Here is a 23,750-nt window from a genome sequence, read left to right on the forward strand (position 1 = left end):
TGTAGTACTATAGACAATACCGCACAAAGAGCGTCTGGCGACTTTGTGCGGTATTGCCCTAAACAAAAAAATCCTTGCAGTATCTCGGAGTGAAATACTGCAAGGATTTTTTGTTGTTCTTATTTTGCGGGAGCAGTGCTGCCCTCCATGCGTTTCAGGATAAAGTTATGTACCTGTTCCGGACGAATGTTCAGAACAACGCCGAATTCCTGATACATGCGGTTTTCCGCCGCATGCATGGCTGCCACATCTGCGGAGGATAGCCGGTGACCGGTTTTCCGTTTGCGTTCCTGCTGGTGATACAGAGAACGCATCATTTGAATCATTTCCCGATAGTCGTCGCCGTGCAGAATGTTCTGAAAAATGCCGCGTCGTTCCCGACTGTTGCTGCACCATTCTGTTTCTTCCAGTTTTCCTTCTGCCATTTCGTCGATCAGCTGGTAGATCTGCTCCTTGGTGAGCAGTGGACGCAGCCGTTCCGCAGCACGGTCTATGGGTACATAAAATGTAGAATTGGAGTTGTCCAGCGGACGGAGCTTGTAATAGGATTCCTCATGTTCCCCATCGAAGGAACGCTGTTCCAGAGATTCGATCTTGCATACTCCGGATGTTCCGTAAGAAACATATTCGTTCAGGGTATATACTGTTTTTTTGTTGTTCGAATGGTTTTCCATCATATTCCCTCCATTGGAATTTGTAAGCAAAGCCGCACTGCCGCAGCGTTGTTGAGGTGCGTTTATCGTTTTATCATATAGCATAATCATATTATAGCATATTTTGCGACAAAAAGCCAGAGGAAAATTAGACAAATGCGATGCTGTAAAAACTGTGCAACTTGATAGAAACAGCAATATTGCCCTAAAAAAATTTTGCAGTTATATCACTTCTGAAAAACTAAACTGCTATAATAGAACCAGAAATTCGGAACAAGTTCTTAGGGCAACACCGCACAAAGCTTGTGCGTAAGGTGCGTTGTCAGATTTTTTGGCAGATTGCCCAGAAATTCCGCAGGCATACTGCCGTATGGCAAGGGATTTCTGGGCAATATGACGGAAAATCTGCACACAGATTGCGTGCAAAGCCGTCAGGCGGGCTTCGTGCGGTGTTGCCTTAGGGGGCAACACTGCATAAAGCTTGTGCGTAAGATGCGTCGTCAGATTTCTGGGCAATATGACGGAAAATCTGCAAGCAGATTGCGTGCAAAGCTGTCAGGCGTGCTTTATGCAGTATTTTCTTAGACAGGAGGAATTGCAAATGCAGAAACAGGAACAAAACATAAAGACGATGAGCCCGGACAGTAACGAGGCACTGTGCATTCGGATACAGCAGGGCGACGAACAGGCAAAGAGCCAGCTATTGCAGCAGAATGAAGGTATGATCCATGCGGTTGCATGGCGGGAACGCCGGCGGTATGCGTATCTTGCACTGGAACTGGAAGACCTCTGGGCAGCGGGACAGCTGGGCATGCTCCGTGCGGCAAGGCTGTTCCGTCCGGAAACCGGAAACCAGTTTGCCACCTATGCGTGGCCTCACGTGCGGCAGGCAATTCAGCGGGAAATCATTTCCGGCGGAACCATTATCCGGATCCCTGTGCACCTGCACGACAGAATGCACAAGCTGTCCGTATATCGGGAACCAAACGGCAGCGTGAACTATGAAGCGTTGGCAGAGCGTGTTACCGCAGAAGAACGAACCGGACACGGCATGACGGCTTCGGAGGTCAAGGAGTTTCTGTGTCGGGTAGAACCCATGGTGTCCCTGCGGAGCCTGAACGAAATGCTGAAGCTGGACGGAGAAACTGAACGACAGGAGATGCTCGCCGAGCCAGATGCCAGAACGCCGGACGAAGAAGTGGAGAACCATTTGTTTCTGGAGCAGTGTCTGGAACAGCTGAATCCGCGGGAACGGGAAGTGATCTTCATGCGGTACGGCTTGCAGAACAACGAGAGTATGACACTGCTGGAGGTGGGGCAGAAGCTGCATATCACCAAAGAACGGGTTCGCCAGCTGGAACAGCGGGCAATGGAAAAAATGCGGGATTGGCTCAGTGCATGAGATATGGGAACATTGTCCTTAACAAAGAATTTCTGTAATGATGAAACTGGGAAAACGCTTTACACCATGTTTTCCGTTCGACAAAAATCCTGTACAGGTTTGTGGTATACTGTTTTCGGAGGGAGTGATTTCTCACAAAACGGCGAATTCGCTGGGGCGAAGCCGTCGGGAAAGGAAATGGTCATATGGCAGTAGAACTGCAAACGCAGGGAAAAACACTGATCGTGATTCTCAGCGGCGAGATCGATCACCACTGTGCCCAGCCGATGCGTGCGGAGATCGATGCAAAAATCGACGATCTTCAGCCGTCCGTGCTGGTATTGGATTTTGCCGGTGTGACATTTATGGACAGCTCCGGTATCGGGTTGATTATGGGCAGACACCGGACAATGGAGGCGATCGGCGGAAGCGTGATCGTGCGGGATCCGCCGCCCCATATCCGCCGGGTTATTCGGCTGTCCGGCATGGAGCGAATCGCACAGATTCAGATACAGAAACCGTCCTGCCGCGAGGGAGATTTTGGCATCGGAGGAGGTGAAAATGCATGAAGGTGGTAAATGCAGTAAAATTCATTTTCCCCGGCATCTCCGAAAACGAACGCACCGCACGGGCAGTGGTTTCCGCTTTTCTGGTACAGCTGGATCCTACGGTAGAGGAACTGGCAGATATTCGCACGGCAGTTTCCGAGGCGGTGACCAATGCCATTGTCCACGGCTACCGGAAAAGCAGGGGTGACGTGGAATTACATATGAAGCTGCTGGAAGATCGGGAGGTCTATCTGCGAATCAAAGATCACGGCTGCGGCATTGCGGACATCACACAGGCGATGCAGCCTCTGTTTACCACGGCACCGGAAGAAGAACGTGCCGGACTGGGCTTTGCGGTTATGGAAAGCTTCATGGACAAGCTGCAAGTCAAGAGTGCACCGGAAAAGGGAACGACTGTGACCATGCGGAAAAAGCTGGGGAGCCTGCCATGTCGGGTGAAGTAACAACGCCCCGTGCAGAGGAACATCTGGGACTGGTGCACCTTTGTGCCAACCGCTTTCGGAATCGGGGGATCGATTACGACGAGTTGTACTCCGCAGGCTGCGTGGGCTTGCTGAAAGCTGTAAAGGCGTTCGACTGTACACGCGGTGTGCAGTTTTCCACTTACGCAGTGCCGGTGATTCTGGGCGAGATCAAGCGGCTGTTTCGGGACGGCGGCATTGTGCACATCAGCCGCAGTCTGCGGGAACGGGCAACAAGGCTGCAAAAGTTACAGGAAACATTTGAGCAGCAGCACGGGCGTTCGCCTACGGTTTCAGAGTTGAGTGCCCTGAGCGGGGACTCTGTGGAGGAATGCGGGGAGGCACTGTGCGTAACGCAGACACCCCTTTCCCTGACACGGGACAGCGACGAGGATGACGACGGGCAGTTCGACATTCCGGTGGAAGCTCCAGACCGGCAAATTGGCGATCTGCTGTCCCTGCGGCAGCTGATGGGAGCATTGCCGGAAAAAGACCGCATGCTGTTGGAACTGCGGTATTTTCGGGAACTGACACAGAGCAAAACGGCGGCGATCCTGGGAATGACACAGGTGCAGGTGTCGCGGCGGGAGAAAAAACTGCTGACACAGCTGCGGCAGGAGTTGTTGTCTTAGAATTGCTGTGATTGGAAAGAGGACTGTGAAGGTCCTCTTTTTTGTTGGAATCAAGTCGTTGAATTTATTTGACTATTTTTAATTTCCGTGCTATACTATATCACAAAGTTCGCATTGTAAAAATCTTTTGCTAAGGAAGTGCAGATAACATTATGGGAATTACAAGTACGTTATACTTCGGTTATACCGAAAAGGAAGTGGAAACAAAAGAAATAGTAACTCCATTTGGACAAGTTTCTGTGTATCTCCATAATCAAAAAATAAAATTTCATTATACAACCAAAAAGCATATTTTCAAAAATGGTATCTCTGCAAATATCCATAGAATTGCGATTGACACCATGCAATATCAATTGCATGATGAATTTGATGTTCGTGTTGGAAATGTCGATGGTTTTGAATATTATGATTCTGATGAGCACACAGTGATGTGCGAATTTCACGATAAAAAATATAGCATTGCGGTTATTGGATATGATAGTGACTATGATTTTGAGAGAGATTGTTTCATAGAGGACGCCTTTACATTTCGTACTGATGCAGAAAATTATGGAATGAATTACAAAATTGTAAGAGATCCCACTTCTTTTATTAAGAACAATATCATTTATACATGGATTGTATTTTTGCCAATATCTGATGCATATGATGCGGCTGATTTGATTGACATCGAATTAGTATGACTTTATCTGTCGCCCTCTTCACAAAGAACAACCAAAACAAAAGCGTGTTCCATTCACCGGACAGGCTCTTAGGCAGCACTTTGATATTAACAGCCGCAGGAGATTTTCCTCGCGGCTGTTTTCATTGTTCATGAAAATCGATTGAAATTCACCGCAATTGAGAATATAATGACAATGGAAAGAAGGGATTATCATGATTCAGGATATTTTTCCGCATAAGCTGGAGAATCAGTACCGTCCGGAGGCACAGCCGGAGCAGGACAGCTATGTGCTCTGCTATCGTGGTGCAGAAGTTTTACTGAAAGACGGAGAGATGCTTCCTACGGTTTCGGAAGTCTTTGCTGAGCATTATCGCTATTTGTTCCAAATCGATAACCGCAGCTATTTCCTGCCGGAAACACCGGTTTCGGAGAACGATGTCATGCAGTACGAGAAGATCCGCCGGATTCGCGGAACACAGGCGATACCGCAGTTTCAGCGATATGCGATCATGACCGGAAAGCATCTGGCGGACTGGTACAAAAGTACTCGCTATTGCGGCAGCTGCGGCGGCGTTCTGCACCATTCTGCGGAACAGCGTGCCATGGTCTGCGATCACTGCCATAAAAGCATTTATCCGAAGATCATGCCGGCTGTAATTGTGGGCGTGATCTCAGGGGATTCGCTGCTGCTGACCAAATACCGCACCGGATTTCCCTATTTCGCACTGGTTGCCGGCTTCACCGAAATCGGCGAAACGCTGGAGGAAACTGTAGAACGGGAAGTTATGGAAGAAACCGGTCTGCACGTGCGGAATATCCGCTACTATAAATCCCAACCGTGGGGCATTGCCAACGATATTCTGGCGGGATTTTACTGCGAAGTGGACGGTGACCCTACCATTCAAATGGACACCTCTGAGCTGAAATATGCCCAGTGGGTCAAGCGGGAGAACATCATTTTACAGCCGGACGATGCCAGTCTGACCAATGAGATGATGCAGAAATTTCGTGACGGCGAGATCAGGAATATCAATCATGTGAATACATTTTGGGCAATATCGCACAAAGATTGTGCGACAGATGCGTCGTCAAATTTTTCGTCAGATGAAACAAAAAGCGGAGTGAATACTTGATGTATTCACGAGCATTTTTGTGAAATATGACGGGAAATTTGCAAGCAGATGGCGTGCAAAGTCGCCAGACGCTCTTTGTGCGGTGTTGCCTTTGAAGAAAGGAATGGGTTTGGACTGTGGAGCAGGAAGTGTTTCTGACATGGAATCCTTGGCACGGCTGCCGGAAATACAGCGAAGGCTGTGCACATTGCTATATGTATTATCTGGACGCACAGCGTGACAGGGACGGCAGCGAGATCTATCGGACAAAGACCAATTTCAACCTGCCCGTCAAAAAGACCCGACAGGGTGCATACAAGATTCCGTCAGGGACAATGCTGCACGTCTGTATGACCAGCGACTTTTTTCTGCAAGAGGCAGACGACTGGCGGGAAGAAGTATGGGACATGATACGCTGCCGCAGAGATGTGCACTTCTGGATTCAGACGAAGCGGGCAGAACGTATGGCAGACCACCTGCCGGAAGACTGGGGCGACGGCTGGGAAAACGTGACATTGTGTGTGACAACGGAAAATCAGAAATGTGCAGAGGAACGGCTGCCCTTATTGCTGCCGTTCCGGCAAAGCACAAGGCGTTCATGATCGCACCGATTCTTTCTGAAGTGCATGCCGAAAAGTACCTTGCCACCGGACAGGTGGAACAGGTACTCTGCGACGGGGAAAACTACGACGGCAACCGCCCCTGCCGCTATGAGTGGATCAGATCTCTGCACGACCAGTGCCGGAACGCAGACGTTCCGTTTCGGTTTCTCGGAACCGGAAACTATTTCTGTAAGGACGGAAAGGTGTACTGCATTCCTAAAGCATATCAGCGTGTGCAGGCACAGCGTTCCGGTTTGTCCTATCCGGCAGGAGATACCCACGTACCCATGCAGCCACGTTGCCAGAACTGCAAAAGAAAGCACAGCTGCAACGGCTGCCGCTGGTGCGGAAAGTGTCATTGAATGCTCTCTTGCACTGAGGACCTGTCAGGCAATACCGAAGAACACTTGATGAATGAGGACAAAATTATGAATGTACGAGCAAAAATAGAGCCGCTGCTGTTACAGGCACAGAAGCCGGCACAGTATATCGGCGGCGAGGTGGGCAGTATCTGCAAAGATCGGGAATCAGTCGATGTTCGGTTTGCGTTCTGCTTTCCGGATACTTACGAAATCGGCATGTCCCATCTGGGCATGAAAATTCTGTACAGTTTAATTAACGCACGGGAAAACTTCTGGTGTGAACGGGTCTTTGCACCCTGTGCAGACTTTGAAGCACTGATGCGGGAACACCAGATTCCGCTGTATGCACTGGAAAGTCTGGATCCGGTGCTGGAATTTGACTTCGTGGGCTTTACGCTGCAATATGAGTTGTCATATACCAATATCCTGAATATGCTGGACTTGGCAGGAATTCCGCTGCATGCCTGTGATCGCGGCGAAGCACTGGCACCGCTGGTGATTGCCGGCGGTCCCTGTGTCTGTAATCCGGAACCGCTGGCGGACTTTTTCGACTTGTTTATTCTGGGGGAGGGCGAGGAAGTCAATCTGGAACTCATGGACCTCTATCTGCAAATGAAGCGGCAGGGAGCAGGCCGCTCTGCATTTCTCCGTGCGGCGGCACAGATCGAGGGGATCTATGTGCCCTCTCTGTACGAGGTGACCTATCAGGCGGACGGTACCATTGCCGCAGTGACGGCGAAAGACGGTGCACCGGAAAAGGTGACCAAACGGATCGTACAGGACATGGACAAGGCGTTTTATCCGGAAACATTTGTGGTACCCTTTATGGAAACGGTGCACGACCGTGCCGTGGAAGAAGTGCTTCGCGGCTGTATACGGGGCTGCCGTTTCTGTCAGGCAGGCTTCCTGTACCGTCCGTTTCGGGAGAAATCGCCGGAAACCATCGTCCGGCAGTGCCGTTCGCTCTGCGATACCACCGGCTATCAGGAACTGTCCCTGTCCTCTCTGAGTACCAGCGATCACAGCCAGCTGGAAGAAACGCTGAACGAACTGCTGCCCTATCTGGACGAAAACCGCATCAACATCACCCTGCCCTCTCTGCGGGTGGACAACTTTTCCAAGGAACTGATGGATCGGATTCAGGGCGTGCGGAAAAGCAGTCTGACTTTCGCACCGGAAGCAGGCACCCAGCGGCTGCGGGACGTTATCAACAAAAATGTCAGCGAAGAAGAACTGATGCGGACTGCCGGCATTGCCTTTTCCGGCGGATTCGCTACGGTAAAGCTGTACTTCATGATGGGACTGCCCACAGAAACCATGGAGGACGTAGAGGGCATTGTGCATCTGGCGGAAAAGCTGATCGATCTCTATTATAATACGCCGGAACGTTCCAAAGGCAAAACCATACAGATCTCCATCAGCTGTGCCACCTTTGTGCCGAAGCCGTTCACACCGTTCGAGTTTGAACCGCAGGTTTCCCGCGAGGAACTGCTGGCACGGCAGGAGCACCTTTTAAGTTGTATCCAGCCGCGGCATCGGAAGAAGATCAAAGTCAGCTGGCACACCTACGAGATCAGCCTGCTGGAGGCGGTGCTTGCCCGCGGTGACCGGCGGCTGGCACCAGTCATTGAACGGGCATGGCAGCTGGGCAGCAAATTTGACAGCTGGAGCGAGTGCTTTCATTATGAGATCTGGGAGCAGGCAATGGCAGACTGCGGCGTATCCGCTTCCTTTTACGCCAACCGCACCAGAGCCTATGACGAGATCTTCCCGTGGGATCATCTGGATTATCTGGTGGAGAAATCCTTTTTTGTGCGGGAAAACCAGACAGCACATGCTTCAGAAACCACACCCCACTGCCGAGCCAAATGTGCCGGCTGCGGCGTAAACCGGAGAATCGGGAGGGCTTGCTTTTGAAAAACATCGTTCGAATGCGTTTTGCCAAAACCGGCAGAGCCAGATATATTTCCCACTTGGATCTGATCCGCTGCTTTCAGCGAGCCGTCTGTCGGGCAAAGCTGCCGGCGGCGTATTCCGAGGGCTTTCACCCGCACATGCAGACTTCCTTTGCCACCACGCTGCCGCTGGGATTTTTCAGCACCGCGGAACAAATGGACTTGGAACTGACAGAGGAGCTGCCTTGTGATGCGGTCATGGAACGGCTGAACGCCGTCCTGCCGGAGGGGATCCGGATTCTGGAAGCGTGGAAAGGCACGCTGGCATTCAAAAAGCTGGCATACGCCAATTACACTGTGCGGATTCCCAGTGAAAGCAGCGGGGAACTGTACGATTCTTTCTGTGCGTTTGCGGCACAGCCGGAGATCCTCACGGAAAAGCGTACCAAAAAAGGCGGCACCAAAGAAGTAGACCTGAAGCCTATGCTGGAGGTGACCGGTGCCGAGTCGTTGCCTGATGCACTGGAACTGCGGCTCTGCCTGCCGGCAGGGAGCACTGCCAATCTGAACCCCATGCTGCTGCTGGAAACGTGGAAAAAACAGACGGAACAGACGTGGGCTTCTCCGGAAATCTGCCGGACGGAACTGCTCACAGAAGAAAAACAAAAATTTTTTTGAAAAAACACTTGCTTTTTCTGCGGAAATGTGGTATGATATAAAAGCATTTGAAATTTGTGCCGAATTCGGCTGAAAAAGCCGCGGTGCAGATGATCCGCACGGTAACGTGTGAGGTTAATGCCGGCTGTGCGTCCGATGGGAATCGGCGGCTCAGCAGAACGACATTAAATCGGACAGTCCGCTGACGATGCTGTGAGAAAATACGGCAGCGTTCCACCGCCCAATGCTGAACGGCGGCAAAGGAACACGTGAATGAATGTTCGCAAATTTTAGGAGGATTTAACCATGGATGCATTGAAAACAATCAGCGACGCAAGCCTGAAGCAGGAAGTACCGGCATTTGCAGTCGGCGATACCGTAAAGGTACACGTAAGAATCAAGGAAGGCGACAAGAGCCGTATTCAGGTATTCGAAGGCACCGTTATCGCAAAGAAGCACGGCGGCATCAGCGAAACCTTTACCGTTCGCCGCGTAGCTCACGGCTGCGGTATCGAACGTGTATTCCCGCTGCACTCTCCGGTCGTTGACCGCGTAGAGGTTATCCGTAAGGGTAAGGTTCGCAGAGCTAAGCTGTACTACCTGCGTGACAGAGTTGGTAAGGCTGCTAAGGTTAAGGAACAGATTCGATAATCAAAAGAATCATGCACAAAATGCAAAGACGGGCAGAATCGGTGTGCGTGTCGTCGTTTGCTTCATGACACCTGCCTGTCGGCAGTAAAAAAGGGACAGTATTGTCCTTTTTTTATTATCGGAAGACTGCAACCGGCTGGCGAAAGCACCAGCGGTTAGAAATGGAGAACGGCGGAATGGAACAACAGACAATACAAAAGGAAGAAAAGCAGCAGCAGGAGCCGCAGAAAAGTTCTTTTCTGAGCGATGTGGCAGAGATACTGGAAACCGTATTCGTTTCGATTTTCGTAGTCATTCTGCTGTTTGCCTATGTAGTGCGTCCGGTCACAGTAGACGGAGATTCCATGCGGGAAACCCTGCACGACAAGGATCGTCTGCTGATGTCTGACCTGCTGTATACGCCGGAATACGGAGATATTGTCATTGTCAACAATACACATTCCTATTTGTATGATGAAGACGGCAATCTGGTAGAGGGCAACGGTCTGCCGCAGGAAAAGCGACTGATCAAGCGGATCATTGCCACCGGCGGACAGGAGATCAACATTGACTTTGCCACCGGCGAAGTGACAGTAGACGGTGAGGTACTGGATGAACCCTACATTCGGGAACTGACAGCCAATCAGGAAGACGGCTTCGCCAGCTATCCGGTCACAGTACCGGAAGGCTACTATTTCGTCATGGGTGACAACCGGAACAATTCTACTGACAGCCGTTCGCAGTTCGTTGGCTTCGTGCCGCGGGATGCGATCCTTGGCAAGGCGATCTTCCGGATCTCACCGGACGATTTCGGCAGTATTTATAAGAATATGAAGTAAGTGCAATAGGGAAACACTGAATAAAGCTTGTGCGTAAGATGCGTAGTCAGATTTTTTGGCAGATTGCACAGAAATTCCGCAGGCATACTTGATGTATGACAAGGGATTTCTGGGCAATATGACGGAAAATCTGCAAGCAGATTGCGTGCAAAGCCGCCAGGCGGGCTTTATGCAGTGTTTCCATCGGGAAAGGCGGCAGGCATGGCAGAAGAACTGATGCGGAATATCCAATGGTTTCCGGGACATATGACAAAAACACGGCGTATGATCGCGGCGAATCTGTCGCTGGTAGATGCTGTGGTGGAAATTCTGGACGCACGTGTTCCGCAGAGCAGCCGCAATCCGGAAATGGACAGCATGGTGGGCAGCAAGCCACGCCTGTTGCTGCTGAACAAGGCAGATATGGCAGACCCGTCAGCAACTTCCCGCTGGATCGCAGCCTACCGGAAACAGGGTTTTGTGGCTCTTGGCATGGACTGCCGCAGCGGAAAGGGCGTTTCCAATTTTGCACCGGCAGTGCGGGAACAGCTTCTGCCGGCACTGCTGGAAAAGCGGGCGGCTCACGGCATGACCGGTGCCCCCATTCGCTTAATGGTGGTGGGAATCCCGAATGTGGGCAAGTCCTCCTTTATCAACCGCATGGCACAGTCCAAGCGGGCGAAGGTGGAAGACCGTCCCGGCGTGACCCGTACCAAACAGTGGGTGAAAATCGGCAGCAACATGGAACTGCTGGATATGCCGGGCGTGCTCTGGCCGAAATTCGATGACCAGACTGTGGCACAGAAGCTGGCGTTTACCGGTGCGATCAATGACGATGTCATGGATCTGGAAGCACTGGCATGCCTGCTGCTGCAGCGGTTAGCGGTGTCTTATCCCAAGGCACTGGAAGAACGCTACCGCATGACCGACCTGCAGGCAATACAGGAAGATGGTTTTGCCATGCTGGAACTGCTGGGACGGAAACGGGGCATGCTGATCTCCGGCGGCGAGGTAAACACCGAGCGTGCTGCGATCACACTGCTGGACGAGTTCCGCAGCGGCAAGCTGGGCAGAATCACGCTGGAGCTGCCGGAACAGGAGGCACTGTAATGGCAAAGGCTGCACCGAAAAAGTCCACCGAGGAACTGTACGCGTGGGACGCGGAAAAACGGGGCAGTGGCTTGCTGCTCTGCGGTGTCGATGAAGCTGGCAGAGGTCCTCTCGCAGGAGATGTCTATGCGGCGGCGGTAATACTGGATCCTTCCAAGCCACTGATCGCAGGGCTGAATGACAGCAAGAAGATGACAGAAAAAAAGCGGGAATCTCTCTTTGCAGAGGTGCAGTCCGCTTGTCTGGCGTACTGCGTGGCATCTGCAACTGTGGCGGAGATCGAGAAACTGAACATTCTCGGTGCCACCATGCTGGCAATGCAGCGGGCAGTGGCTGGACTTTCGGTACAGCCGCAGCTGGTACTGGTGGACGGCAATCGTCTGCCGCAGCTGGCAATGCCGGCGGAAACCGTAGTCAAAGGAGATGCCACGTCGGCGTCCATTGCGGCGGCTTCGATTCTGGCAAAGGTGTCCAGAGATCGGACGCTGTATGCATTAGATGAACAATATCCGCAGTATGGGTTTGCGAAGCATAAGGGCTATGGCACCAAGGCACACTGTGAGGCAATCTTACAGTATGGACCATGTCCGGCACATCGGCCCAGTTTTTTGCGGAAGTTATATCAGAAACATGAAAATGAAAACAACTGAGATTGGCCGTCTGGGGGAAACCGCAGTTTGCCGGCAGCTGGAACAGCAGGGCTATTCCATTGTCCGGCGGAATTTCTGCGTCCGCGGCGGCGAGATCGACATCATTGCGGAAAACGGGGAGTATCTGGCGTTTGTGGAGGTAAAGACCCGCAAGCCGAACAGCCTGACTTCCGGATTCGATGATGTTACAGCAAAAAAACAGGCTCGTTTGATCCAGACAGCAGCCGTGTGGTGTGCAGAACACCCCACAGAGTTGCAGCCGCGGTTTGATATTGCCTGCGTGGTGATGCAGGGAAAGCAGATCCTGTCGGTGGATTATCTGGAAAACGCATTTGATACGACGGGCAGTGATTTTATATTTTAGGCAGATATTCTGCCGGGAAAAGGGTGGTAACAGTGTTTTACAAGAGCACCAGAAACAGCAGCATTCGGGTAGAGAGTGCCGCTGCAATCGCAAAGGGAATTTCGGAAGAAGGCGGTCTGTTTGTACCGGAAACCATTCCGTCGATCTCTATGGACGAACTGAAATCGCTGGCTGGCATGAATTATGCACAGCGGGCAGCATTTGTGTTTTCCAAGTATCTGACAGATTACACCGATGCCGAACTGCGTTACTGCACAGAGAGTGCTTACACAACCAAGGCATTTGACACCGAGAACATTGCAGAGATCGCACACCTGTTCGAGGGAACCTACATGCTGGAACTGTGGCATGGTCCGACTTGTGCATTCAAGGATATGGCTCTGCAGATCCTGCCGTACTTCCTGACAACTGCTGTGAAGAAGCTGCACATGGACAAGAAGGTAGTCATTCTGGTAGCAACTTCCGGTGATACCGGTAAGGCTGCACTGGAGGGCTTCAAGGACGTTCCGGGCACCGAGATCATGGTCTTCTATCCGGTAGAAGGTGTCAGCGACATGCAGAAGCGTCAGATGGTGACACAGGAAGGCGAGAATGTTACAGTTTGTGCCGTAAAGGGCAACTTCGACGACTGCCAGAGTGGTGTCAAGAAGATCTTCACCGACCACAAGGTGCTGGAAGCACTGGAACAGGGCGGTATGACATTCTCCAGTGCGAACTCCATTAACTGGGGCAGACTGGTACCGCAGATCGTGTACTATGTTTCCTCTTATGTTTCTCTGGCAGAATCCGGACAGATCGCATACGGTGACCTGCTGAACGTTGTAGTGCCGACCGGTAATTTCGGTAACATTCTGGCGGCTTACTATGCCAAGATGATGGGCGTGCCCCTCGGCAAGCTGATCTGTGCGTCCAATATCAATAAGGTTCTGACAGACTTTATCCGCACCGGCGTATACAACCGGAACCGTCAGTTCTATCCCACCGCATCGCCGTCTATGGACATTCTGATTTCCAGCAATCTGGAGCGTCTGCTGTACCTGCTGACCGGTGAAGATGATGCCCAGATTCGGGAATGGTTCACTGCTCTGGCAGAACAGGGTACCTATGAGGTAACTGATGCGGTAAAGGCAAAGCTGACAGAACAGTTCTACGGCGGCTTCTGTGACGATGCCGAAACCAAGGCAACGATTGCAGAACTGTACAAGAAGTACGGCTATACCTGCGATACCCACACCGCGGTTGCTGTCAAGGTATACGAGGACTACCGCAAGGAAACTGGCGATACCACCAAGACTCTGATCGCATCTACCGCAAGCCCGTTCAAGTTCAGTGCAAGCGTTCTGGACGCACTGGGCAAGAAGCCGGCAGACGATGTTGATGAATATGATATGGTAGAGCTGCTACATGAGGCTTCGAAAATGGAGATCCCGCAGTCGCTGGCTGCACTGAAGACCAAGCCCCGCCGTTTTGAGGGCAGCATTGATAAATCGGAAATGCAGCAGTTCGTATTGCAGGAACTGCACCTGTCCTGAACGGGGGTTGCATGCGGTTATTTACCATAGGTGACCTGCACCTCTCTTTTGGTGTACCGGACAAGCCCATGGACATTTTCGGCGGCTGGAAGGATTACCAGAAGCTGCTGGAACAAAACTGGCTGGAACGGATCGCACCGGAGGATACTGTTGTGCTGGCAGGAGATTTCTCATGGGGCATGACACTGGCACAGGCGGAGGCAGACTTCGCATTTGTGCAGAATCTGCCGGGGCAGAAGATCCTGCTGAAAGGCAACCACGACTACTGGTGGGCTTCGAAAAAGAAAATGGACGACTTTTTCACGGCACACGGATTCAATACGCTGCATATCCTGCACAACAACCACTATGCTTTCGGACAGTATGGGATCTGCGGCACCCGCGGCTGGGTGAGCATGCAGGGAGAAGCTGCCGATGCCAAAATTCTGGCAAGAGAAGTGCAGCGGCTTCAGGTTTCCATTCAGTCGGCTGTGGACGCAGGACTGGAACCCATTGTGTTCCTGCACTATCCGCCGATCTACGGAATGTCGATGAACTACGAGATTCTGGAAGTGCTGCACAAGTATCAGATCCGGAAGTGCTATTATGGTCATGTGCACGGAAAAAGCGGGCATAACCATGCATTTCAGGGAATGTATGAGGGCACGGAAATGCGAATGATTTCTAGTGATTATCTACAATTTGTGCCGGAACAGATTCTCTGAATTGTATAAAATGGAGAAGTGTTCAAAATATACTGGTCAAAACAGGACAAGTATGCTATAATAAATTTGTATGCATTTTGCATGAAAAGATACCCTGATGCAGAGTGAGCCCCGATCATCAGAGGGCACGCTTCAAGGGAATTGCAATACATTATTGGAGGACTCAAACATGAATCTGAAATCATCAAACAAGACAGATGTAAACATGACCGAACTGGTCGTTGAAATCGATGCAGAAAGCTTTGAAAAGGCAGTAGAAGCTGCTTATCAGCGTCAGAAGAAGAATATCTCTATGCCGGGCTTCCGTAAGGGCAAGGTGCCGCGGAAAATGTGCGAGAGAACTTATGGCGAAAACGTATTCTATGAAGATGCGATCAACGCTCTGCTGAATATGGAACTGCCGGCTCTGATCGTGGACAACAAGCTGAATGTGGTAGATACCCCGAAGGTAGAAGTAACTGCTGTCAGCAAGGAAGACGGCGTTACCATGAAGGTCATCTGCGTTACCAAGCCGGAGATCTCTCTGGAAGGCTATAAGGGCATCGAGGCTCCGAAGGTTGTCAAGGAAATCGCTGACGAAGACGTAGATCAGCAGATCGAATCCATGCGTCAGAGAAATGCACGCGTGGTATCTGTAGATGACCGTGCAGCGGAAATGGGCGACGAAGTAAACCTGAACTTTGAGGGCTTCTTCGGCGACGAAGCATTCGACGGCGGCAAGGGCGAAAACTATCAGCTGAAGCTGGGCAGCGGTCAGTTCATTCCGGGCTTTGAGGAACAGGTTGCAGGTCACAACATCGGCGAAAACTTCGATGTTACCGTAACTTTCCCGGAAGATTACCAGATGGACGAATATGCAGGCAAGGAAGCTGTATTCCACTGCTCTATCAACAGCATTTCTCACGAAGAACTTCCGGAACTGGACGATGAGTTCGTAAAGGACACTTCTGATTTCGATACTGTTGACGAACTGAAGGCTGACGTTCGCAAGAAGCTGGAAGAAAATGCAGAAAACGCTGCTTCCAATTCTTTCGAAAATGCAGTTACCCTGAAGCTGATCGAAAAGGTAACCGATCCGATTCCGCACTGCATGTTTGAGCATCGTGCAGACAGCCTGATGAACCAGTTTGCAAACCAGCTGAAGGCACAGGGCATCTCTATGGATCTGTACCTCCAGTACACTGGCATGACACAGGACGCACTGAAGGAAACTTATCTGGAACGTGCAGAAAACGAAGTAAAGCTGCGTCTGGCTCTGGAAAAGGTTGCAGAACTGGAAAAGCTGGAAGTTTCTGACGAAGATCTGGAAGCAGAAGTAAATCGTCTGGCAGAAGAAAACAACTTGACTGCAGAAGATGTCAAGAAGCGGATCTATCTGGAAGACCTGCGGGAAGACATGCTGGCAACCAAGGCGATGGAACTGGTCAAGGAAGCAGCTGTTGCAACAGACGCTCCGGAAGAAACCGAAGAAGCTCCGGCAGAAGAAACTGCAGCAACGGAAGAATAAGTACACACTGGCATTTTTGCCGAAATAGAAGTGAAAAAACAGACGGGCGAACGACTTAGTTCGCCCTCTGTAATATGTGGACATTTTTCGAAATGTGTCGATTTGGAAAGGAAGATGAACATGAGTAGTTTAGTACCTTACGTTGTAGAACAGACCAGCCGCGGTGAACGTTCCTATGATATTTTTTCCCGCCTGCTGAATGATCGTATCATCATGCTGTCCGATCAGGTCAACGATGCAACTGCCAGCCTGGTAGTTGCACAGCTGCTGTATCTGGAAGGACAGGACAATGAGAAGGATATTTCTCTGTACATCAACAGCCCCGGCGGTTCTATCACTGCCGGCATGGCAATCTACGACACCATGCAGTATATCAAGTGCGATGTTTCTACCATTTGCATCGGTATGGCTGCTTCTATGGGTGCATTCCTGCTGTCTTCCGGTGCAAAGGGAAAGCGTATCGCTCTGCCGAACAGCGAGATCATGATCCACCAGCCGCTGATTTCCGGCGGTCTGTCCGGTCAGTGCACCGATATTAAGATCGCTTCCGACCATTTGGTACGGGTTCGGAAGAAGATGAACGAAATTCTGGCAGAAAACACCGGAAAGCCGCTGGAAGTGATCGAAAGAGATACCGAACGCGATAACTATATGTATGCACCGGAAGCAAAGGAATATGGTCTGATCGATAAGGTCATCGCACACAGATAAAAAGAGGTGCTGAAATGGACGAGAAAAAGGAAAAACGATGCAACTTTTGCGGTAAGCCGGAGCATCTGGTAGAAGGCATGATCTCCGCCGCAGATGTAAATATCTGTAGTGAGTGCGTGACTTATTGCTATGAAATGCTTTATGGTCCCGTCGGCACGCCGGATTCCGCAAAGGATAAGAAGAAATCTTCCAAAAAGCCGGCAGAGATCCACCTGCTGAAACCGGCAGAGATCAAAAAGGTGCTGGACGAGTACGTTGTCGGTCAGGATCTGGCAAAGATTACGCTGGCAGTGTCGGTGTATAACCACTATAAGCGAATCCTCAACCAGTCCAAGGACGAGTCCGCACGAGATGTGGAACTGCAAAAGAGCAACGTCCTGCTGCTGGGCCCCACTGGTGTAGGGAAGACTTATCTGGCACAGACGCTGGCAAAGATTCTGGACGTGCCGTTTGCCATTGCAGACGCTACTACCATTACCGAAGCCGGTTACGTAGGCGACGATGTGGAAAACGTGCTCCAGCGTTTGCTGCAAGCTGCTGATTTCGATGTGGAAGCTGCGGAACGTGGTATCATCTACATTGACGAGATCGATAAGATCTCCAGAAAGTCGGAAAACGTTTCTCTGACCAGAGATGTCAGCGGAGAGGGCGTACAGCAGGCTCTGCTGAAGATCATCGAGGGAACCGTTTCCAACGTGCCGCCGCAGGGCGGCAGAAAGCACCCCAATCAGGAATTTATCCACGTGGATACCCACAATATCCTGTTTATCTGCGGCGGTGCGTTCGACGGTCTGGAAAAGCTGATCCAGAAGCGTATGGCTCCGGCAGCACTGGGCTTTGATGCTCCCATTGTGCAGCAGAAGAAAGATCTGGTCAATATTTTCCGTCAGGTAACACCGCAGGATCTGATGAAGTTCGGATTGGTTCCGGAACTGGTTGGCCGTCTGCCGGTCATTACCACACTGGACGATCTGGACGAAGAAGCCCTGATCCGAATCCTGACTGAGCCGAAAAACGCTCTGGTCAAGCAGTATCAGAAGCTGTTCGACTTCGACGACATTGAACTGGAACTGACGGACGATGCCCTGAACGCGATTGCAGCAGAGGCAATTGCCAGAAAGACTGGTGCCCGTGGTCTGCGTTCGATCATGGAGGGAACGCTGATGGATACCATGTATACCACACCTTCCGTGGAGAATGTCAAGAAAATCGTAGTAGATGCTGACTGCGTCAAGGGCACTGCCAAGCCGAGATTTTATGATGCAAGCGGCAAGGAAATCACCAATGTTCCGCAGGGAATCTGAAAAGGTGAGGTTTCTGCCGGCTCTGTCAAACAAGATTGAGTGACATCTTTTATAAACAGAAAACGCCTGTCTGATCTCAATGGTCAGACAGGCGTTTGCTTATATAGATGTCAGCTTATTCTCCGATATTCTTTTTCAAAAATCGCTCCAGCGGTGCGGTAATGTACTTGCTGAAGAATTTCACTACGAACCCTGTGCAGAAAGCTGCAATGACTGTACCTTCCCGCGTTCCCACCAGCTTGTGGAAAAACAGGAACGAGAGAATCACTGCCACCACAACACAGCTGATGTCAAAGGCGATTTTCACATTGCCGAATTCCTTGTGAATGGTATCCGATAACGCTTTGACAAATGCCTCTCCGGAATTCAGAATCACATTTGCAATGACCGCCAGCGTAATGCCGAATCCGAGAACCACAGTTCCTGCCAGTACCAGCAAAATCTGTACCACGTAGTGCTTCGGCGTGAAAAAGGAAATCAGCCAGACACCGAAATCCGTAAACCAGCCAAACAGAAAGGACAGCGGCACTTGCAGCAGCTGGATCCATTGGAATTTTCGCCGCAGCAGTAAAATTTGCCCCAGAATCAGCACACAGTTCCAAATAATCAGCCAGTACCCCAGCGACAGCTGCGGCAGCCGAATGCTCATCACATTCGCCGCCGAGGAGATCGGGGAAACGCCCAGTTCGCCTTTTTTGGTAATGGCAACTCCCAGGGCACTGAAAAATAGTCCGATAATGAATAAGAGATAGCGTTGTATCGTGTCAATCAACAGAGGGCTTTTGATTGTTTTTGCTTTCAAATCCGTTTCCTCCAGTTTTGAAATTCTGCTGGCACGTCCGGACACTGCATCATCTGTGACATCACACAGCAGCCGGCAGCACCAGCTTGCGTAATAGCAGGCAGCCGTTCCGGTGTAATGCCGCCGATCGCATAAACTGGAATAGAAACACTGCTGCAAACATTCCGGAGAAAGTCCAGCCCTCGCGGCGGCAGATCCGGCTTGCAGGCAGTTGCAAAAATGTGTCCTGCAATCAGCCAGCTTGCCCCCAGTTTTTCCGCAAGCACCGCTTCTTCCGGACTGTGTACCGAAGCCCCGATCGCCGGAAGCTGTGCTCTCTGGGATTTGGTAAGAGTACGCAGAATCGGCATGGGCAGCTGTACCGGCAGCTGCAATGCTCCGGCGATTTCCCGGAAACTGTTCAGCCACAGCGGCGTATGATATGCCTGACAAATCGCCAGACACTGTTTGGCAAGTGCTGCATATTCCGGAACGGACAAATCTTTTTCCCGCAGTAAGATCGCATCAGCCCCGCCGGCGGCAAGCTGCTCGATTCGTTCCAGAAAATCACCGCGGCAGAGTTTTCGATTGGTAACGCAGATCATCATAAGATATTGGTGTTGATGTAGTCGGTATAGACCGGCTGCATGCCCTGTGCCAGAATGGCGTTGTGGATTTCCTCCAGACTTCTGGGGTCGGAGATCTCAAACTGGGCATCGCCTTTCTGCTGATGTTTATCGTTGTGTCCGCCGATTCCCACATTGACCCCTGCGGAGATCTTGGTGGCAGCCAGCGGCAGCACATGGTCACGGAAGTTGGCACGTTCCCGCGTGGAAATGGTGAAGCTGGCAAAGGGCAGGAAAATGCGGCAGGCCAGCATCATTTGCAGCAGCTGTGTTTCGTGCACGTCGTTGGGATTTGTTTCCTCGTGGTTTTTATAGGGACGCAGCCGCGGGAAAGAGAGTGCCATTTCACCCTGCGGATACTTCTTTTGCAGCAGTGCCGCATGCACACCGGCGGCGAACATGTCCTTGCGGAAATCCGCCAGCCCCAGCAGTACGCCGAAGCCGACACCACGCATGCCGCCCATCAGTGCACGTTCCTGTGCATTGACGCGGTAGGGGAAACAACGCTTGGCACCGGCAACATGCATTTCACCGTACCGCTGCAAGTCGTAGGTTTCCTGAAAAACGGTGACAAAATCTGCCCCTGCTTCCCGCAGCATCGCGTATTCGTCAGCATTCATGGGGTACACTTCCAGTCCGATCGTGGAGAAATATTTCTTGGCAATGCGGACAGCTTCCGCAATGTATTCCGGACCGGAAACAGAACGGCTTTCACCGGTGAGCAGCAGTACCTCCCGCATGCCAGTCTTGGCGATGTTCTCCATTTCCGCTTCAATTTCCGCTGCATTCAGTTTGCAGCGGGTAATGGGATTCTTGCAGTTGAAGCCGCAGTAAACGCACTGGTTTTCGCAGTAGTTGGAGATGTACAGCGGTGTGAACAGCAGCACATTGTTGCCGAAGTGCTTTTCCCGTTCTTCCTTTGCCCGCCGAGCCATTTGTTCCAGAAAAGGCTGTGCCGCAGGGGAGAGCAGTGCCGCAAAATCCTCGAAAGACAGCACATCTTTTCGCAATGCCGCCTGCACCTGCTTGGCTGTATACTGTTCCGGCTGATATGCCGTTCTGGCAGCGATCACATGGTCAAAAATGTCAGAATCGATTTGCTGCATGTTGGGCTGATATTCCATAGGGTCATAAATCTTACGCATTCCGATTCCTCCTTAATCCTGTAAAAAGCCGGTCAGCGGGCTGGAAGCCTCTGCACCGGATTCCAGCACTCGGCCCAGCTTTGCCAGATATGCCGCACGTCCAGCCTCAATTGCCAGCTTGAACGCGTGTGCCATCATGGGGCAGTTGTCAGCGGTTGCCACAGCAGTGTTTGCCATGACCGCAGCGGCACCCATTTCCATAGCTTCGCAAGCCTGCGAAGGAGCACCAATGCCGGCATCTACAATGATCGGCAGGTCGATCTCGTCAATGAGGATTTGGATGAAGTCCTTGGTACGCAGTCCCTTGTTGCTGCCAATAGGAGCACCCAGCGGCATGATCGCAGCAGCTCCGGCATCTGCCAGACGGCGTGCCGCGATCAGGTCAGGGTACATGTACGGCAATACGTGGAAGCCCTCTTTGGACAAAATTTCTGTTGCCCGAATGGTTTCGGCATTGTCGGGGAGCAGGTACTTCGTATCGGGAATCACTTCCACTTTTACAAAATCGCCGCAGCCCAGTGCACGGGAAAGATGGGCAATGCGAACCGCTTCGTCTGCGTTTCTGGCACCGGAAGTGTTGGGCAGCAGTGTCAGGTTTTTCGGCAGGTAATCCAGAATATTTTCCGGACTGTCGGCATTGGCACGCCGCAGAGCAATGGTGGCAATTTCGCTGCCGCCGTACTCCATGACATCACGGATCAGCTGCTGGGAGAACTTGCCAGAGCCGAGAATAAAGCGGGAGTGGAATTCCTTTCCACCCAGTACAAAAGTATCATTTTTGATCGTTTCCATAAGAATCTTCCTTTCTATCACAACATCACATATTTGCGGTCAGCATGCACCGCCGCCCATAAAGCTGACGATTTCAATCACGTCGCTGTCTTGGAGAATGATCGTGGCATAGTCTTCCTTTGCCTCGATTTTCTCGTTGCGTTCCACGGCAATGCGGTGGAGATTGTACCCCTTCTCGTTCAGAAATTCCAGTAATGTCTGCGGTTTTTCCAGAGGGATCGAAACACCGTTTACCTGCATGGCATACACTCCTTTTCTACATTTTACCATAAAATTGCACAAAAAAAGGGCACACACCTTTTCGGTGGTGTGCCCCATTTTACAGTGATGATATTCTTTTCGAATACCCTTAGTATAGCACATTTTGCAGGAAAAGTCAACGCTTTTTCCTGCTGTGTAGAAATTTTACGCTTTTGCCATGAAATCCGGCAGAAAGTCCACAACCGGTAAGTCATACATTTTTGCCAAGTCCAGACAATTCTGTATATATGCGACGTTGGAAAGCCGGTCAGGCGTGTGGGCATCGCAGCCGATGATCGCAGAATTTCCCGCTTTCTGTGCGATGCGGAGAAATCTGCCGGAGGTGTAGTGCCGGTGTTCCACAACGCCCAGCAGGTTGATCTCCACCGGAATGTCGTGTGCTTTCAGATACTGGCAGAGCCGGAGCATGTGTCGTTCGTAGATCTCGTCCGAGCCGATGTAGTGGATCAGGTCGGGGTGAGCCACATAGGCATATTTTCCGGTTTCCATGCCCTCAATGACAAGGTCTACATACCGCTGCAAATCCGCCTCGGATTTTGTTTCATGACCAGTATAGGGACCGGTGACTTCGCTGGCAGTGAAGTGTTCTCCCAGCAGCATGTAATCCACGGGATAATCCTTCAGCAGCCGGTCCTGTTCTTCCATCAGTTCCGGAATATATTCTGACTCAAAGCCGATGTAAATGGTAATATCCTTGGCATATTCCCGCTTCAGGTTTTCCAGCGAGGTGAAGTAGCCGTCCAGTTCTTTTGGTTCCATGCGGGTGTGGGAAACATAGTCCGGCGGAAAGATCCACGGACAGTGGTCAGAAAATCCCAGCACTTCCATGCCCGCCTGAATTGCCTGTTCCACATACTCCTTGTCTTCGCCCCATGCATGCTTGCAGCGGGCAGTATGGGTGTGATAATTTGCTTTCAACATGAATGGCATACGCTCCTTACTGTTCTTCCGGTGACTGCGGGGCTTCTCCTGCGGCATCTGTATCTGCATCAGTGATAGTGGTTTTTGTAAAGCTGGTTTCCACTACGTTGCCGGAGTACTTGGGAGCCAGCCGTGCAACGATTTCGTTGATCATTCGCAGCACGCCGCTGATAATCATCAGAATGCCAATGATGTTCCAGCCGGTGTTCTGGTTGATGAAGATCACATAGATCAGAATGAAAATTCCCAGCAGGCAGTTGGTGACTGCAAAGAGCATGGAAGCCACAATGTTGGTGTCCGCTTTGCGGAATTCCATTGTGTTGACGATACCGGAAATGCCGTTGCACAGTACGCAGATGCCCAGAATGATCGGGATCAGCTTGTTGATGGTAAACGGCAGGATAATGAGCAGGGCACCGAGAATCAGCAGAATGATGCCGGTCGTCAGTGTCTTAGCGGGCTGCGGGGGCTGACACTGGCGGCGGGAAGCATACACTACCACTTCGATCAACCCGATCACGGCAATGAGAATGCCCAGCGTGGTGAAGATACCGTTCACCAGTTTCTCGTTGACCTGTAGCAGAATGCCCAGTGCGATCAGGCACAGCGGCAGCACAAAGGGAAATATCACATAGAACATGCGTTTGGAAAATGGTGTTTTTTTGGATTGCATCAGTAAAACTCCTTTCGCATCAGGGAAACACTGAATAAAGCTTGCGTACAAAGCCGTCAGGCGGGCTTTATGCAGTGTTTCCTCAGGGCAATACCGCACAAAGAGCGTCTGGCGACTTTGCACGCCATCTGCTTGCAAATTTCTCGTCATATTTCACAAAAATGCTCGTGAATACATCAAGTATTCACTCCGCTTTTTGTTTCATCTGACGAAAAATTTGACGACGCATCTGT

General features: G+C 51.1%; 26 protein-coding genes and 1 pseudogene. 19 read left to right on the forward strand and 8 right to left on the reverse strand.

The features are described 5' to 3' along the window. Nucleotides 1-119 precede the first annotated feature (119 nt). On the reverse strand, nt 120-677 hold the full coding sequence (locus DXB92_RS02725) for a CarD family transcriptional regulator (protein WP_169726004.1): 558 nt from the start codon (nt 675-677) through the stop codon (nt 120-122). A gap of 577 nt (nt 678-1,254) precedes the next feature. Between DXB92_RS02725 and DXB92_RS02730 the strand changes: the two genes are divergently transcribed. From DXB92_RS02730 to clpX, 19 genes and pseudogenes are all read left to right on the forward strand, one after another. Further along, nucleotides 1,255-2,055 carry a sigma-70 family RNA polymerase sigma factor gene (locus DXB92_RS02730; RefSeq protein WP_181976870.1) on the forward strand — a complete coding sequence of 267 codons (801 nt, stop codon included), beginning with the start codon at nt 1,255-1,257 and terminating at the stop codon, nt 2,053-2,055. A 185-nt stretch (nt 2,056-2,240) separates the two neighbouring features. Further along, on the forward strand, nt 2,241-2,603 hold the full coding sequence (locus tag DXB92_RS02735; RefSeq protein ID WP_117732262.1) for an anti-sigma factor antagonist: 363 nt from the start codon (nt 2,241-2,243) through the stop codon (nt 2,601-2,603). After that, a complete protein-coding gene (gene spoIIAB / locus DXB92_RS02740) occupies nt 2,600-3,046 on the forward strand; it encodes an anti-sigma F factor (protein WP_021682491.1) in 447 nt (148 codons plus the stop codon). The genes DXB92_RS02735 and spoIIAB overlap by 4 nt, the downstream gene beginning before the upstream one ends. Continuing rightward, nucleotides 3,031-3,696, forward strand: a complete 666-nt coding sequence (locus DXB92_RS02745; RefSeq protein ID WP_021682490.1) for a sigma-70 family RNA polymerase sigma factor — start codon at nt 3,031-3,033, stop codon at nt 3,694-3,696. The genes spoIIAB and DXB92_RS02745 overlap by 16 nt, the downstream gene beginning before the upstream one ends. Nucleotides 3,697-3,848: 152 nt before the next feature. Continuing rightward, on the forward strand, nt 3,849-4,379 hold the full coding sequence (locus DXB92_RS02750; RefSeq protein ID WP_117732264.1) for a hypothetical protein: 531 nt from the start codon (nt 3,849-3,851) through the stop codon (nt 4,377-4,379). Nucleotides 4,380-4,572: 193 nt separating this feature from the next. Then, nucleotides 4,573-5,493: an NAD(+) diphosphatase gene (gene nudC, locus DXB92_RS02755; protein WP_117732266.1), complete on the forward strand. Its 921-nt coding sequence runs from the start codon at nt 4,573-4,575 to the stop codon at nt 5,491-5,493. Nucleotides 5,494-5,687: 194 nt separating this feature from the next. After that, nucleotides 5,688-6,436, forward strand: a pseudogene (locus DXB92_RS02760) (DUF5131 family protein). Between the two features lie 66 nt (nt 6,437-6,502). Beyond that, a complete protein-coding gene (locus tag DXB92_RS02765) occupies nt 6,503-8,353 on the forward strand; it encodes a TIGR03960 family B12-binding radical SAM protein (protein WP_117732491.1) in 1,851 nt (616 codons plus the stop codon). Then, complete coding sequence (locus DXB92_RS02770) at nt 8,350-9,009, forward strand: TIGR03936 family radical SAM-associated protein (RefSeq protein ID WP_181976871.1); 660 nt, start codon at nt 8,350-8,352, stop codon at nt 9,007-9,009. The genes DXB92_RS02765 and DXB92_RS02770 overlap by 4 nt, the downstream gene beginning before the upstream one ends. 285 nt (nt 9,010-9,294) lie before the next feature. Continuing rightward, nucleotides 9,295-9,639 carry a 50S ribosomal protein L19 gene (gene rplS / locus DXB92_RS02775; protein WP_021681046.1) on the forward strand — a complete coding sequence of 115 codons (345 nt, stop codon included), beginning with the start codon at nt 9,295-9,297 and terminating at the stop codon, nt 9,637-9,639. A 176-nt stretch (nt 9,640-9,815) separates the two neighbouring features. After that, nucleotides 9,816-10,457 (forward strand): signal peptidase I, encoded by a 642-nt coding sequence (gene lepB / locus DXB92_RS02780; RefSeq protein ID WP_117732495.1) that lies wholly within the window; start codon nt 9,816-9,818, stop codon nt 10,455-10,457. Nucleotides 10,458-10,658: 201 nt separating this feature from the next. Beyond that, on the forward strand, nt 10,659-11,546 hold the full coding sequence (ylqF, locus tag DXB92_RS02785) for a ribosome biogenesis GTPase YlqF (protein WP_040646747.1): 888 nt from the start codon (nt 10,659-10,661) through the stop codon (nt 11,544-11,546). Then, nucleotides 11,546-12,196 carry a ribonuclease HII gene (gene rnhB / locus DXB92_RS02790; protein WP_117732268.1) on the forward strand — a complete coding sequence of 217 codons (651 nt, stop codon included), beginning with the start codon at nt 11,546-11,548 and terminating at the stop codon, nt 12,194-12,196. The genes ylqF and rnhB overlap by 1 nt, the downstream gene beginning before the upstream one ends. Next, complete coding sequence (locus DXB92_RS02795) at nt 12,177-12,560, forward strand: YraN family protein (protein WP_021681051.1); 384 nt, start codon at nt 12,177-12,179, stop codon at nt 12,558-12,560. The genes rnhB and DXB92_RS02795 overlap by 20 nt, the downstream gene beginning before the upstream one ends. A gap of 32 nt (nt 12,561-12,592) precedes the next feature. Further along, nucleotides 12,593-14,092, forward strand: a complete 1,500-nt coding sequence (gene thrC / locus DXB92_RS02800; RefSeq protein WP_021681052.1) for a threonine synthase — start codon at nt 12,593-12,595, stop codon at nt 14,090-14,092. A gap of 11 nt (nt 14,093-14,103) precedes the next feature. After that, complete coding sequence (locus DXB92_RS02805; RefSeq protein ID WP_117732272.1) at nt 14,104-14,796, forward strand: metallophosphoesterase; 693 nt, start codon at nt 14,104-14,106, stop codon at nt 14,794-14,796. A 169-nt stretch (nt 14,797-14,965) separates the two neighbouring features. Further along, nucleotides 14,966-16,303 (forward strand): trigger factor, encoded by a 1,338-nt coding sequence (gene tig / locus DXB92_RS02810; RefSeq protein ID WP_040646748.1) that lies wholly within the window; start codon nt 14,966-14,968, stop codon nt 16,301-16,303. A gap of 120 nt (nt 16,304-16,423) precedes the next feature. Further along, nucleotides 16,424-17,014, forward strand: coding sequence for an ATP-dependent Clp endopeptidase proteolytic subunit ClpP (gene clpP / locus DXB92_RS02815; protein WP_040646749.1), 591 nt, complete (start codon nt 16,424-16,426; stop codon nt 17,012-17,014). Nucleotides 17,015-17,028: 14 nt separating this feature from the next. Next, nucleotides 17,029-18,318: an ATP-dependent Clp protease ATP-binding subunit ClpX gene (gene clpX / locus DXB92_RS02820; protein ID WP_021681056.1), complete on the forward strand. Its 1,290-nt coding sequence runs from the start codon at nt 17,029-17,031 to the stop codon at nt 18,316-18,318. A 115-nt stretch (nt 18,319-18,433) separates the two neighbouring features. Here clpX and DXB92_RS02825 read toward each other — a convergent pair whose 3' ends face one another. From DXB92_RS02825 to DXB92_RS02855, 7 genes are all read right to left on the reverse strand, one after another. After that, on the reverse strand, nt 18,434-19,120 hold the full coding sequence (locus DXB92_RS02825; RefSeq protein WP_117732273.1) for a DUF6198 family protein: 687 nt from the start codon (nt 19,118-19,120) through the stop codon (nt 18,434-18,436). Further along, nucleotides 19,117-19,707 (reverse strand): thiamine phosphate synthase, encoded by a 591-nt coding sequence (locus tag DXB92_RS02830; protein WP_117732275.1) that lies wholly within the window; start codon nt 19,705-19,707, stop codon nt 19,117-19,119. Before DXB92_RS02830 ends, DXB92_RS02825 begins: the two co-directional genes overlap by 4 nt. Beyond that, nucleotides 19,704-20,870 carry a 2-iminoacetate synthase ThiH gene (thiH, locus tag DXB92_RS02835; RefSeq protein ID WP_117732277.1) on the reverse strand — a complete coding sequence of 389 codons (1,167 nt, stop codon included), beginning with the start codon at nt 20,868-20,870 and terminating at the stop codon, nt 19,704-19,706. The genes DXB92_RS02830 and thiH overlap by 4 nt, the downstream gene beginning before the upstream one ends. 12 nt (nt 20,871-20,882) lie before the next feature. Continuing rightward, nucleotides 20,883-21,662 carry a thiazole synthase gene (locus tag DXB92_RS02840; RefSeq protein WP_117732278.1) on the reverse strand — a complete coding sequence of 260 codons (780 nt, stop codon included), beginning with the start codon at nt 21,660-21,662 and terminating at the stop codon, nt 20,883-20,885. A gap of 39 nt (nt 21,663-21,701) precedes the next feature. Further along, entirely contained in the window at nt 21,702-21,902 is a 201-nt protein-coding gene (gene thiS, locus DXB92_RS02845; RefSeq protein ID WP_117732280.1) for a sulfur carrier protein ThiS, read from the reverse strand. A 165-nt stretch (nt 21,903-22,067) separates the two neighbouring features. Next, a complete protein-coding gene (locus tag DXB92_RS02850) occupies nt 22,068-22,844 on the reverse strand; it encodes a histidinol-phosphatase (RefSeq protein ID WP_242823484.1) in 777 nt (258 codons plus the stop codon). Between the two features lie 16 nt (nt 22,845-22,860). Then, nucleotides 22,861-23,517 carry a DUF308 domain-containing protein gene (locus DXB92_RS02855; RefSeq protein ID WP_040646756.1) on the reverse strand — a complete coding sequence of 219 codons (657 nt, stop codon included), beginning with the start codon at nt 23,515-23,517 and terminating at the stop codon, nt 22,861-22,863. Nucleotides 23,518-23,750: the final 233 nt, after the last annotated feature.

Origin of the sequence: Ruminococcus sp. OM06-36AC (assembly GCF_003438725.1) — a bacterium.
Taxonomy (GTDB): Bacteria; Bacillota; Clostridia; order Oscillospirales; family Ruminococcaceae; genus Ruminococcus_C; species Ruminococcus_C callidus.

What these genes read in the sequence shown, in the direction of transcription:
- clpX (WP_021681056.1), top strand. Translation starts at nt 17,029, where the DNA reads ATGGACGAGAAAAAGGAAAAACGATGCAACTTTTGCGGTAAGCCGGAG.
- DXB92_RS02730 (WP_181976870.1), top strand. Translation starts at nt 1,255, where the DNA reads ATGCAGAAACAGGAACAAAACATAAAGACGATGAGCCCGGACAGTAAC.
- DXB92_RS02745 (WP_021682490.1), top strand. Translation starts at nt 3,031, where the DNA reads ATGTCGGGTGAAGTAACAACGCCCCGTGCAGAGGAACATCTGGGACTG.
- clpP (WP_040646749.1), top strand. Translation starts at nt 16,424, where the DNA reads ATGAGTAGTTTAGTACCTTACGTTGTAGAACAGACCAGCCGCGGTGAA.
- rnhB (WP_117732268.1), top strand. Translation starts at nt 11,546, where the DNA reads ATGGCAAAGGCTGCACCGAAAAAGTCCACCGAGGAACTGTACGCGTGG.
- DXB92_RS02735 (WP_117732262.1), top strand. Translation starts at nt 2,241, where the DNA reads ATGGCAGTAGAACTGCAAACGCAGGGAAAAACACTGATCGTGATTCTC.
- DXB92_RS02750 (WP_117732264.1), top strand. Translation starts at nt 3,849, where the DNA reads ATGGGAATTACAAGTACGTTATACTTCGGTTATACCGAAAAGGAAGTG.
- DXB92_RS02795 (WP_021681051.1), top strand. Translation starts at nt 12,177, where the DNA reads ATGAAAATGAAAACAACTGAGATTGGCCGTCTGGGGGAAACCGCAGTT.
- DXB92_RS02805 (WP_117732272.1), top strand. Translation starts at nt 14,104, where the DNA reads ATGCGGTTATTTACCATAGGTGACCTGCACCTCTCTTTTGGTGTACCG.
- thiS (WP_117732280.1), bottom strand. Translation starts at nt 21,902, where the DNA reads ATGCAGGTAAACGGTGTTTCGATCCCTCTGGAAAAACCGCAGACATTA.
- thiH (WP_117732277.1), bottom strand. Translation starts at nt 20,870, where the DNA reads ATGCGTAAGATTTATGACCCTATGGAATATCAGCCCAACATGCAGCAA.
- lepB (WP_117732495.1), top strand. Translation starts at nt 9,816, where the DNA reads ATGGAACAACAGACAATACAAAAGGAAGAAAAGCAGCAGCAGGAGCCG.
- spoIIAB (WP_021682491.1), top strand. Translation starts at nt 2,600, where the DNA reads ATGAAGGTGGTAAATGCAGTAAAATTCATTTTCCCCGGCATCTCCGAA.
- DXB92_RS02765 (WP_117732491.1), top strand. Translation starts at nt 6,503, where the DNA reads ATGAATGTACGAGCAAAAATAGAGCCGCTGCTGTTACAGGCACAGAAG.
- DXB92_RS02725 (WP_169726004.1), bottom strand. Translation starts at nt 677, where the DNA reads ATGATGGAAAACCATTCGAACAACAAAAAAACAGTATATACCCTGAAC.
- rplS (WP_021681046.1), top strand. Translation starts at nt 9,295, where the DNA reads ATGGATGCATTGAAAACAATCAGCGACGCAAGCCTGAAGCAGGAAGTA.
- DXB92_RS02855 (WP_040646756.1), bottom strand. Translation starts at nt 23,517, where the DNA reads ATGCAATCCAAAAAAACACCATTTTCCAAACGCATGTTCTATGTGATA.
- nudC (WP_117732266.1), top strand. Translation starts at nt 4,573, where the DNA reads ATGATTCAGGATATTTTTCCGCATAAGCTGGAGAATCAGTACCGTCCG.
- DXB92_RS02830 (WP_117732275.1), bottom strand. Translation starts at nt 19,707, where the DNA reads ATGATGATCTGCGTTACCAATCGAAAACTCTGCCGCGGTGATTTTCTG.
- tig (WP_040646748.1), top strand. Translation starts at nt 14,966, where the DNA reads ATGAATCTGAAATCATCAAACAAGACAGATGTAAACATGACCGAACTG.
- ylqF (WP_040646747.1), top strand. Translation starts at nt 10,659, where the DNA reads ATGGCAGAAGAACTGATGCGGAATATCCAATGGTTTCCGGGACATATG.
- DXB92_RS02850 (WP_242823484.1), bottom strand. Translation starts at nt 22,844, where the DNA reads ATGTTGAAAGCAAATTATCACACCCATACTGCCCGCTGCAAGCATGCA.
- DXB92_RS02840 (WP_117732278.1), bottom strand. Translation starts at nt 21,662, where the DNA reads ATGGAAACGATCAAAAATGATACTTTTGTACTGGGTGGAAAGGAATTC.